We start from the raw sequence: 12,072 nt of genomic DNA, 5'->3' as shown, positions 1-12,072 counted from the left end.
ATGACGAATATATTAAAATTAATAGTGTTTTTGCCACTTTTTGCTTCATTGTTTGCAGCCCTTTTTAAAAAGGATATTTTCAGTCAGTTAATTACAACTGTAGGAGTCGGAATGTCTGCAGTTTTATCTTGGTATGTTTTTCTTGCTTTCTCTGAAAATTACCACTTAAGTTTATTTCCTCTACTTTCATTAAGTAAATTAAAAGTGAATTGGGCAATTAATATGGATGCTCTTTCATCTTTAATGCTGGTTGTTGTTACCACTGTTTCTCTAGTAGTTCACCTCTACTCTATCGGTTATATGAAACACGATAAAGGAAAATCAAGGTTTTTCTCTTATTTGTCGTTATTTACATTTTGTATGATTATGTTAGTTGTAAGTGACAATTTCGTGCAGCTTTTCTTTGGTTGGGAAGGAGTTGGTTTATGCTCTTATTTGCTTATAGGGTTTTGGTTTCAAAAATACTCTGCGAATAATGCGGCACTCAAAGCATTTGTTACAAATAGAGTAGGAGACTTTGTACTATTAATTGGAGTTTTTCTAATTTATTACACATTTCATTCTTTGAGATTCACTGAAATTTTTGATACAGCTCATCTTCTTGGTACAAGGAACATTAGGGCATTCTGCTGTGAACTAAAAATAATCGATGTAATATGTGTACTGCTTTTTATTGGCTGTATGGGAAAATCTGCTCAGCTCGGCCTACATGTTTGGTTACCAGATGCAATGGAAGGGCCAACTCCTGTCTCTGCGCTTATTCATGCGGCAACAATGGTAACAGCAGGTGTATTCTTAGTAGCAAAATGTTCTCCACTGTTTGAACTATCAAAAGTAGCAAGAGAATTAATAGTTATTGTTGGTGAACTTACTGCTTTTTTTGCAGCTACCGTTGCAATCACTCAAAATGATATAAAGAAAGTAATTGCTTATTCAACCTGTAGTCAACTTGGTTATATGTTCATAGCGTGTGGCCTTTCTGCTTACAATATTGCTGTTTTTCATTTGATGACACACGCTTTTTTGAAAGCTTTGCTATTCCTTAGCGCAGGTAATGTGATTTACGCAATGCATCATGAACAGAACATTCAAAAAATGGAAAATTGCTGGAAGAAAATTCCCTATACCTACACTTCTATGTGGATTGGCTCTCTTGCGCTTTCTGGAATATTTCCATTTGCAGGTTTTTATTCAAAGGATTTGATAATTAAGCATGCTTATGATACAGACAGCTTTGCTTTTATAATAAGTTTAGTTGTTGCATTCTTTACAGCGCTTTACTCTTGGAGAGTATTACTTCTGGTATTTCATAGCCGAAAGCAAAGTAAAATTGACATACATGAAGCACCAGTAGTTATGCTTATACCGTTATCAATACTTACTTTTGGATCGGCGTTTTCTGGAATATGGGGAGTAAATATTTTAAACATAACTAATAATGTATTTTGGAGGTCAAGCTTAGTGGTTGCTGATGAGCATGAAGTTCATGATTTCTTTATAAAACTACTACCAATTTTAATAAGCCTGAGTGGGATAGCATTTGCGTACTTGACTTATTATTATCAAACAATTAAACAAATTAAAAGTGAATTTTTACTTAAATTTCTGCAGAATAAATGGTACTTTGATGAGATATACGAACTTTTTATAGTTGTACCAACGAGGTTTATATCTGAACTTCTATACAAATTTGATGTCAAGATCATTGATTCATTCGGACCAAACGGTGTTATAAAATTAGTTAGTGAATGTTCGAAAAATTCTATAAAATTACAAACTGGCTACATATTCGATTATGCATTCATTATGTTCATTGCTTTAATAATCAGTGCTTTATATATTATTGGAATTAAATAGAAAGTGTTATTACTTAGTATATTCTCACTTCCACTAATGGGAGCATTAATTTTATCTTTAATAAAGATTCGTCATAAATCTATATACCTAAGGTTCCTTGCCTTATTTTTTGTTGCTCTTCCATTTTTGCTTAGCATTGTGGCTTGTATAAAATACAATTATACCAATGCTGGTTTTCAGTTTGTTAGCTATCCGATTAGAAATGTTGGAATAGGGGTAGATGGTATATCGTTATTTTTCCTTCTACTCACAACTTTCTTGTTTGGTACCTGTATACTCTACAATTGCAAAATAAGTTATAAAACTCTAAAGCCATATATGGCATTGTTTTTACTGCTTGAAAGTTTTATAATCGGTTTTTTTATTTCACTAAATGCTATAAGTTTTTATGTATTCTTTGAGGCTGTTTTAGTACCAATGTTCTTTATTATTGGCATTTGGGGAGGGAAATACAGAATATATGCAACGTTTAAATTGTTCCTATATACACTTACCGGTTCATTATTGTTTCTGCTTGGGTTAGTATATATTTATAGCGTTTTTGAAACGTACGACATACAGAAACTGATCACGTTAATGCCAAGCCTTGATTTTAGAGTGCAATCATTGTTATGGATCGCATTTTTTATTTCTTTTGCAATAAAAGTACCAATGTTCCCATTTCATACTTGGCTTCCTGACGCGCATGTGCAATCGCCAACTTCTGGATCTGTGGTTTTAGCTGGTTTGCTTATTAAAATGGGAGGATACGGATTTTTAAGATTCTCTATTCCAATGCTTCCCCAGGCAAGTTTATATTTTTCAAATTTCGTTGTTATACTCAGCATTATTACAGGAATCTATACCTCACTAGTTGCGTTTGCTCAAGACGATATAAAAAAGTTAATAGCTTATTCTTCTATAGCGCATATGGGAATTGTTACTGCTGGTCTCTTTTCATTTTGCGAAGAGGGTATACTTGGTGCTATATTCCAGATGATTAGCCATGGTCTTATTTCTGCTGCTTTATTTTTATGCGTAGGAATGCTACATACTAGAACTGGAACACTAAAAATTGCAAAGTATTTTGGCATAGTAAACACAATGCCAAAATTTGGCTTTATGTTCATTTTATTTTCAATGGCTTCAATAGGACTACCTGGAACATCTGGATTTATAGGTGAGTTTTTGGTTATGATTGGAATGTTTAAAAAAATAAAGTTTTTTACAGGACTTATTGCACTTAGCACTATTTTAAGCGCAGTTTATATGTTGAATTTATGCAAACGGATAATATGGGGAAGTAGCTGTTCCAAATTGTTAAATAACCGTCTAGATAGCATAGAATTTTCTATTCTAATTTTACTTGCAGTATTTATTGTTTTGCTCGGATTTTACCCAACTTTTGCACTAAATTATTTGAAGCCATGTATGGCAAGTTTATTAATCAAATATAATATTCCATGAATTACATACAGGTATTACCAGAAACTTTTTCTATTATCTCCTCACTGGTGTTGCTGCTACTTGGAATTGTGTCTAGCCGCCGCATTATTAACTTACTAGCACTTAGTTGTACAGTGGCAACTTTAATAATTTTAATTCTTTCAATAGAAAACAGTGAAGTTTTTTCCTTTAATTCGTTATTAAAACTTAATTTATATACTAGATCAGCCCAAGGGTTAATCCTTATTATAGGAATTTTAGTACTTTTGCTACTGGATTTATCAAAATACAACTACAAATATGAGTTTTCAGTACTGATTCTTTTTGCTCTATTCAGCATGATAACTTTAGTTTCAACAAATAGTTTAATTTCTTTTTATTTAGCTTTTGAGCTGATGAGTATATCTCTATATGTTCTTACAAGCTTTAATAAAAATTCAGCATATTCATCTGAAGCAGGAGCAAAATATTTTACACTTAGTGCACTATCTTCTTGCATTATGCTATATGGCATGTCACTACTTTATGGATATACAGGAAAAATCGATTTTTTTCAGTTAAGTTTATTTGTACAAAACCATCAGGTAACTTACGGAATAGTTTTTGGGTTAGTCTTTATTCTCATTGGTTTGTGTTTCAAACTTGCCATTGTTCCTTTTCATATGTGGGCTCCAGATGTATATCAAGGTGCACCCACTATAGTAACTATGTTTTTTTCTACCGCTCCAAAGGCTGCACTTATAACATTTTTAATTCGATTAATGAATGAAGAGTTGGCAAATGTAAAAAATTATGTTCAACCTATTCTCTTATGCTTTTCAACATTATCTGTGCTTATCTCCACTTTCGGGGCTTTGCGCCAAAAAAACCTAAAAAGGCTGCTTGCTTACAGTTCAATTGGTCATGTTGGTTTCATGATTGTTTCACTTTCTACCTTTACACGGACAGGAATAGATAGTTCCTTGATGTATTTAATGATATATATCATTACAAGTATAGGGTTATTCTCGTGTTTTATACAAATTGACGACGACAATTGCAATGTTGCTAATTTAGCTGGTGTTGGAAAAAAACACCCAATTTTGGCTTTTCATCTTTCTGTACTATTACTTTCAATGGCGGGAATACCACCACTCGCAGGTTTTTTAGCTAAACTTTTTATATTTAGAAGTTTAATAAGCTCAGGTTTTATCAGTTTGTCTTTGATCCTTGTAGTAGCAAGTATTATATCATGTTACTATTACCTAAATATTATAAAAGCTATGTATTTTGATAAAGCTAGTAACAGTAAGATTACTTATCCTAAGGGTCTATTAATCATCACTTCAGCTTCTTCCTTGATCAATATTGTTCTTTTTATGTACATAGAAAATTTATACTCGTTAATTCATTTAGTAACTAAAGGATTATGAAGTGTTCCCTAAAACATTTGAAGGTTTTCATATTTATCATTATAAAGAAGTCTCTAGTACCAATGGAAAAGCATTGGACTTAATTGATAAAGGGATATCAAACGAATCTGTTATTATTGCCGACAAGCAAACAGATGGTAGAGGACGCACTGGAAAAAGCTGGATTTCTCCAAAGGGTAATTTTTATGTAAGTTTAATCATAGATTTTTTATATAATCACACTAGTATCATTCCAATAATGAATTACAACATTACACGTTGGAATAACAGAGAAAGTTTAAGTAAATTGACAGAATTGACTTTTGTTACTGCTCTTGCTGTTGGCAACACGTTATCATCATCTATAGATGACGGTAACATTCAATATAAATGGCCAAATGACATTCTGGTAGATGGTAGAAAAATAAGCGGGATATTACTTGAAAAAAAATCCAATTCAAATTGGCTAGTTATAGGAATTGGAATTAACATTAATCATGCACCGTTTTCATGGACAACATGCATTAGCAGTTACGGTGAGTCTTCATCTAACATAGATCTATTAAAAGAATTGATAATAAATTTTAATGAGTTAAGAAAGCAGTGGATATTTGACGGGTTTTGTGCTATAAGAAACATGTGGTTAAAAAAAGCATTCAAAATGAACAAGCAAATCAGCGTAAAATTAGCTGGCAAGTTGTATGAGGGAATTTTTATTGGTATAGATAAAAACGGTAAGTTGGCACTACAACAAAAAGATGGAGGTTTACTTTATTTCGACGCAGGTCAATTGTTTATTGGTAATACACTATGAATACGTATGTAATTTTTGCTTACCTTATTAGTTTTGTATTGATTGCTGGGGAGTTAATTTTTACTATTTCTTGCTATATTAAGAGTAAAGAAACTTTGGAGGGCCTTAAAAATAATAATGAAGAGAAAACATAAGCGATTACTTATAGCTTCAGGAATCTCCTTCTTTTTAAACTGCGTAGTTTTTCTTATCTTAATAGCACTCAAAGAAAATATCTCATTTTTTTATACAGTAAGTGAAGCGATAGTTTTACCAAACAATCAAAAGTTAATTCGTATCGGTGGAATGGTTGTTGAGAATAGTGTAATACACAACGAGAATGAAGTAATCTTCCAAGTGACAGATTTTAATAAAAGTGTTTTAATAAAATATCAAGGGGTACTTCCACCAATGTTTTCAGAAAAAAGTGGTGTTGTTGTGCAAGGTAAAATGTTCGACAATGGAACCTTTTTAGCAGACACAGTATTTGCAAAGCATGATGAGAATTATATGCCTCGAAAGTAAGCAATAAAAATAGAGATTTTTCATTTTGTACACACATAGCAAATAAGTTTCTTTATATATATCCACTTTTAGTGTTTTTTATTTCTTGAACAGTCCCGTAAAAATTGATATTTCCCTCATATAGTTTTATAGGATATCTTTAAATATACTTGTAAATACCATGTGCAGTTGCAATAATAGGAATCAGAATTTTCTGATAGTTCTATCACTATCTCATTTTCTATATCTAATATGAAATTGGTCCATTCTAAAAAACATCATTCAATTTCTCAATTAATAATTGCTTTACCTCTTTTTTGCCAATACTAAAGTAACTTTTATAGTTAAAAAATATTACTTTTCTAAACTGTAAAGCAGTTAAGTAAAGTGAAACCTTGAAAGATACTCTAAGTTTATTTTAGTCTTTACTATTTATTTCAATAAATAATGAATCTGACATCAGCAAGCTAATGGTTATTTTTATTAATACAGATTTGTTACTTCCTGAGCTACCAAGTATAACCAGTAATTCCTATTTTAATATATTGAGATTTAGATCTTTTAGTAAAGATAAGCTTAAGTTTGATATTATAAGGCTATGCATGTATCAAAGTAATTAAGCAGTTTGCTGCTAAAATAATCAAAAATGTTATAGCAAATAACTTACTTTCCATCATTTGTATACCTCCTCTATAAGAGGAACCGTAATAGCAACTTAAAACAGAAATTATAGCAGCAAAAGCAATTTCCTCTACTAGATACTACCCCCGGTAATAAAATCTTACATATTAAAGAATTGGGCCTACACATTTTACTTATATATTATATTCTTGTGGCTAAATTTGAAAACTGCAGTGATATCTTCTAAGTATTCCTATTAAATCTGCATTGTTATAAGTATATGGAATACTATAACTGATATTAAAATTCTCGGTACGGTTAAATATTTGAAGAAGTTAATACTTAAAGTTATAAGTACATCCATTTATTCAGTAATATACAATCGTACCAGTTTCTGCTATAATTGATAGTACAGCCTTTCCAGCATTATTAGATTAATTAAAACTGGACTAATTAATGAACAGCTCAGAATTTTTTTGCACAAAGCTATTACTACTCCCATAAAAATTCCTGTGAGTCCAAGAAGAATCGGTAAAGAGAAAAAGCCTGCTTCTATGATCTACTTTGTTGCTATGTTACCTTAATATATGGCAGTGATACAAAGACTGAAAAATATAAATACCACACACTACCAAGCATTAATAGAAAGTCAGTAAGGTACCTACAAATCATTCTAACACCATATTTATATTGGAAAAATCACTTCCGCACTTACCTTAGCATAAAATTAGTTTTACTAAAATTTTCATTAATTTTATTATATAGTAAAGTATCTTCTAAATTCAATATATTTTAACTGAAATGTTTCAGTTTAAAACTTACAGGAATTAATTGCATGGCAAACCTTACTTATTTTACTATCACTGTTTACTTCCTGTAAAAAATATGTTACTAATAGATTAAATTTTTATAGTAGAATGGAGAAAAGTTTTGGCAGTACCAAAGAAAAAAAAGTCAAAATCAAGGCGTAATATGCATCGTTCTCACCATGCCATTAAGCTTAAGAATATTGCGGTATGCACAACAACTGGGGAATTTATGTTACCTCACAATATAGCAATTGATGGCAGTTATAAAGGAAAACGTGTTTTCATCAAACAACAGAAAGAATAGCTATCATGTATCATGATATGTTACCTACTGTTAACCATAACATAGTTGTCGCACTTGACGCTATGGGAGGTGATTTTGCACCTCTCTCAGTAATTCAAGGTGCTAGTTTTTTTTTGGATAACCTTATTGACCCAGGAGTTAAAATTTTTTTTCGTATTTATGGAGACCAAAAAGAAGTATCTCCTTTACTTTTAAAATATAAGAAGGTAAGTAATAATTCTGAGTTGATCCATTGTTCTGACAGTGTTCTTGCGAATGATAAACCATCCTTTGCACTGAGGCATCGTAAAGATTCGAGCATGAAAGCAGCCATTGAAGCAGTAAGAAAAGGTAAGGCTTCTGGGGCAGTATCTTCAGGCAACACTGGAGCATTAATGGCTATTTCTAGGTTTATTCTAGGAATACTGCCAAATATCTATCGTCCTGCTATTGTGACTGTCTGTCCAACTAAGGCAAAAAGCTTTGTACTACTTGATCTTGGTGCAAATGTTGATTGTAATGCTGACTCATTATTTCAATTTGCGTTGATGGGGAGTACATTCGCAAAAATAGCATTAAAAGTTGACAATCCTGAAGTTGCTTTATTAAATATTGGTACAGAAGAAATTAAAGGTACTGACTCAATAAGAGGAGCTTTTGAATTGCTCAAAAATACCTCAAATATTAATTTTAAGGGATATATAGAGGCAAGTGAATTTTTAGATGGCAGTATTGATGTGATTGTCGCTGATGGTTTTGTTGGCAATGTAATGCTTAAAACAGCTGAGGCAACCGCTAGTGCTTTTATTAATTTAATAAAGCAAGAAATATTCAACTCGTGGACAACAAAAGTGCTTATTGGTGTATTATTGAAATCCAAACTTAGTAAGGTATTAACGCGTTTTAATCCCAAAGTTAGAAGTGGAGCTATGTTTTTAGGGCTCAATGGCGTAGTCATCAAGAGCCATGGAAATTCCGATGCTGTTTCTTTTGCCCACGCTATAAAATTTGCAGTAAGTGCTATTAGTGAAAACTTAAACCAAAAGATAGTTAGTGAGGTAGGTCATATTGAATAAAAGTTTCATATTAAGCACTGGATCTTACTTACCAAAAAAAATATTGAGTAACAATGATGTTGCATCGATAGTTGAAACAAGTGATGAATGGATTAGACAGAGAACAGGAATAACTCAAAGACATATAGCAGATAAAGAAGAATTAACATCAGATTTAGCTGTTAATGCAGCAAGAAATGCTATAGAAAAAGCTAAAATTTTAGTAAATGAAATTAATTTAATCATAGTAGCAACAACAACACCTGACAAAACTCTTCCTAGCTGTGCAACTATTGTGCAAAGCAGATTAAAATGTAGGAATGCGTTTGCTTTTGATGTACAAGCCGCATGCTCTGGTTTTATATATGCAATTACAGTCGCTGACTCGCTTATTAAAGCCAATAATAGCATTAAATATGCACTAGTTATAGGTGCTGAAATAATGTCTAGAATTGTTGATTGGAAAGATAGATCAACTTGTGTACTATTTGGTGATGGCGCCGGCGCAATAATAATGAAATCAGTGCATTGTAGTGAAGCAGTAAAGAAATCCATAAATGGTGGCATAGTATCAACTAACCTATACTCTGATGGCAATATAGATATATTGTGCACGAATGGAGGAGTATCCTCAACCGGTAATCCTGGAAAAATATGCATGAAAGGAAGAGAAATATTCAAACATGCAGTAGATAAATTAACAGCTTCAGTAAAGAAAGCACTGAAATTCAATAATTTAGAGATTACTGATATTGATTGGTTAACTCCTCATCAAGCAAACATTCGTATTGTTGAAGCAGTAGTGAAGAAGTTAGATTTGCCTATAGAAAAAGTGATTAATACGGTTGATCAACACGCAAACACCTCAGCAGCATCAATTCCACTAGCACTTGATCATGCAATACAAAAATCGAAAATAAAACCAGGGAGCCTTGGACTACTAATTGCAATAGGTGCAGGTCTGACCTGGGGTTCTGTTTTACTACGCTACTGACAACTCTAACTCTACTATTTATTGCTTTCAATTCTTTCTATCAGCTTTCTAACTAAGCCTCTCAGTTTTCTACTGGATTCATCAAGCTCTTGAATCTGCGAACTATCTTCTTTCATGAGTCCCTTGTAGTTGCTTTTTATGTAATCAATCATTTCCTTCATCTGAGCAAGCACCTTAGTAATATCCATACTACTCAAATTAGATACTATATTATTAGGCATAGATCCATCTAACATACTACTAGCCATAAGCTGCTGAGACATTTGCATAAATGGTTTTAAGGTTTGATTAAGTAACTCAGGATCCTTAGCTAATTTTTCTATTTGTTCTTTACAAGTATCCATGTACTGTTTCATAAACTCATCTTCCTGAACTTTATCTATCATAATTACACCTACCTGGAAATACGTACTTTTTATTATATATTGTTTTTAATTTAAAAACAATATATAATACCTCTTTTACACCTGTATTAATACTCATTTAAAGAGTAAAAAGCTTTCCCTTTATTTATAAAGGGGCACATGTTTTCTCTAACCATTCCTTATTGTTGATATCGTTTTCTAAGTTTTCATAAGCAAACTGATGATAGCTATTTATCCAATTAATTTCATTTTTAGTAAGCATGTGTATATTTATTAGCTTTCTATCGTATGGAACAGAAGTAAGTTGCTTAAAGTTTAAGAAGCCATTTTCTTGTCTGTCAATATACATCAGATTCTCAATCCTTATTCCGTATTTTCCTGGAATATAATAACCAGGTTCATTGGAAAGTATCATTCCTGGCATAAGTTTTACCTTATTCCCTTTTGATATTGCTTGTGGTCCTTCATGGACTGACAAATAATTTCCTACTCCATGTCCTGTACTATGCATGTAATCTATTCCAAATTTCCATAAATGAGTGCGTGCCAATATATCTAGCTCCCCACCAGTAGTATTAGAAGGAAAGACTACACTTGCTATAGCAATATGAGCTTTCAATACTATTGTATAATGAGTTATTTGTTCGTTAGTTGGCCTTCCAATTGCTACAGTTCTTGTAATATCAGTTGTACCATTAAGGTATTGGCCACCAGAATCAATCAAGTACAATCCATCTTTCTGAATTATTTTATTCGTCTTACTGCTTGAACGGTAATGAATTACTGCTCCATTTTCATTAAATGCGGAAATTGTTGGAAAGCTTAATTGCTTAAATAAATCCTGTTCTTTTCTATATTCTAAGAGTTTCTCTTCAGCACTAAGTTCGGTGATCACACTAGATCCACCATATAATGGTTGTTCAAGCAAAAAATCAGGATCCTTTTTTATGTCATTCCAGCGCATGATGCTGGAATCTGCGTTTTTTTTCTGAGTCTCAGTATCAGTTACCTGGATAATATTTGAATTTATAAGAGGCTTATTAATACTACTTTCAAGCCAATATAGAAAATTTGTTACTGCTATTCCATCCCGAATATGCGCATTTATAGCTCCAGCTATTTCAGTTTGATTTTTCACTGCTTTGTAAATTAAACAAGGATCATCTCTTTCAACTACCAGCTTACTTTGTATTATAGCCATAATACTCATTGGAGTTATGCTTGGATCTATCATTACCGAATTTAGTTTGCACAGTGAACTCTCTAGCTTGCTAATATCAAAAACACTTATATGGTTATCTAAATTTGCCTGTATAGTTGAATATTCTTTGTCTTGAACAAATAAATCAACATTACCATTTTTATATAGTATAACACGGCCTAATACACATGGAGTATACTTAGCATTTTCATTTCTTAGATTTAATAACCATGAAATTGAATTTGGATCAGTTAGGAGAACCGCTTCAATTTCTTTATTTATACTTTTAGTCACTTTTTCACATTTACTCTTACTACTTTCACCTGAGTACTCAACTGCATATGAAACTATAGTTTGTTCTTTATGATTACTTTCTTTTTTAATTGAATAGGATACTGATACTAATCTACAAATATTTTCGTATCTCCTTATCTCTTTTACAGTAAAATGCTGCGAGTAATAACCTAATGAAGTGGTCAATGTTAAATTTGCTTTCACCCATTCACACGGATTCTCTTCTTGCATATTATATACTTGAAAAGTATCTCGATCGAGCTGGTTATGGGCTTGTATGATATAACGTCCATCTGTAAAAAACGGGCACTTGTTGTCTTTTGTAACAATGAGCAGTCCATTTGTCCCTGTAAAACCACATAATTTGATTAAGTCATCTGAATGTTCATTTAAATATTCATCTTTAGTGTGCAGCATAAATACATCTACATTTACTTTACGCATAAAAGAACGAAATTCCTCGATTTTTAACATAGAATA

At 32.0% G+C, this 12,072-nt stretch carries 11 protein-coding genes; 9 read left to right on the top strand and 2 right to left on the bottom strand.

Features of this window, described 5'->3' with window-relative positions:
* The 9 genes from nuoL (at nt 1) to WOVOC_RS01435 (ending at nt 9,732) form a co-directional block, all read left to right on the top strand.
* Nucleotides 1-1,857, top strand: a complete 1,857-nt coding sequence (gene nuoL, locus WOVOC_RS01475; RefSeq protein WP_025264099.1) for an NADH-quinone oxidoreductase subunit L — start codon at nt 1-3, stop codon at nt 1,855-1,857.
* Nucleotides 1,858-1,860: 3 nt separating this feature from the next.
* A complete protein-coding gene (locus WOVOC_RS01470) occupies nt 1,861-3,303 on the top strand; it encodes a complex I subunit 4 family protein (RefSeq protein WP_025264098.1) in 1,443 nt (480 codons plus the stop codon).
* A complete protein-coding gene (locus WOVOC_RS01465) occupies nt 3,300-4,694 on the top strand; it encodes an NADH-quinone oxidoreductase subunit N (protein WP_025264097.1) in 1,395 nt (464 codons plus the stop codon). The genes WOVOC_RS01470 and WOVOC_RS01465 overlap by 4 nt, the downstream gene beginning before the upstream one ends.
* Nucleotide 4,695: 1 nt before the next feature.
* Nucleotides 4,696-5,487: a biotin--[acetyl-CoA-carboxylase] ligase gene (locus WOVOC_RS01460; RefSeq protein ID WP_025264096.1), complete on the top strand. Its 792-nt coding sequence runs from the start codon at nt 4,696-4,698 to the stop codon at nt 5,485-5,487.
* Complete coding sequence (locus WOVOC_RS05010; RefSeq protein WP_014869142.1) at nt 5,484-5,621, top strand: CcmD-like small membrane protein; 138 nt, start codon at nt 5,484-5,486, stop codon at nt 5,619-5,621. Before WOVOC_RS01460 ends, WOVOC_RS05010 begins: the two co-directional genes overlap by 4 nt.
* Entirely contained in the window at nt 5,605-5,991 is a 387-nt protein-coding gene (gene ccmE, locus WOVOC_RS01450; protein WP_014869141.1) for a cytochrome c maturation protein CcmE, read from the top strand. Before WOVOC_RS05010 ends, ccmE begins: the two co-directional genes overlap by 17 nt.
* 1,530 nt (nt 5,992-7,521) lie before the next feature.
* Entirely contained in the window at nt 7,522-7,704 is a 183-nt protein-coding gene (gene rpmF / locus WOVOC_RS01445) for a 50S ribosomal protein L32 (protein WP_025264095.1), read from the top strand.
* Between the two features lie 17 nt (nt 7,705-7,721).
* Nucleotides 7,722-8,759 (top strand): phosphate acyltransferase PlsX, encoded by a 1,038-nt coding sequence (gene plsX, locus WOVOC_RS01440; protein ID WP_025264094.1) that lies wholly within the window; start codon nt 7,722-7,724, stop codon nt 8,757-8,759.
* Nucleotides 8,752-9,732 (top strand): beta-ketoacyl-ACP synthase III, encoded by a 981-nt coding sequence (locus WOVOC_RS01435; protein ID WP_025264093.1) that lies wholly within the window; start codon nt 8,752-8,754, stop codon nt 9,730-9,732. The genes plsX and WOVOC_RS01435 overlap by 8 nt, the downstream gene beginning before the upstream one ends.
* Before the next feature lie 14 nt (nt 9,733-9,746).
* Here the strand turns inward: WOVOC_RS01435 and WOVOC_RS01430 are convergent, their stop codons facing one another.
* Both WOVOC_RS01430 and WOVOC_RS01420 read right to left on the bottom strand, forming a co-directional pair.
* The gene (locus WOVOC_RS01430) at nt 9,747-10,118 is read right to left on the bottom strand and encodes a hypothetical protein (protein WP_025264092.1); all 372 of its coding nucleotides are present in this window, start codon (nt 10,116-10,118) and stop codon (nt 9,747-9,749) included.
* Nucleotides 10,119-10,242: 124 nt separating this feature from the next.
* A complete protein-coding gene (locus WOVOC_RS01420) occupies nt 10,243-12,066 on the bottom strand; it encodes an aminopeptidase P family protein (protein WP_025264091.1) in 1,824 nt (607 codons plus the stop codon).
* Nucleotides 12,067-12,072 lie beyond the last annotated feature (6 nt).

Origin of the sequence: Wolbachia endosymbiont of Onchocerca volvulus str. Cameroon, from assembly GCF_000530755.1 — a bacterium.
GTDB lineage: Bacteria > Pseudomonadota > Alphaproteobacteria > Rickettsiales > Anaplasmataceae > Wolbachia.
Note: the sequence above shows the minus strand (reverse complement) of the source record. Positions and strands in the feature narration are given on the sequence as shown.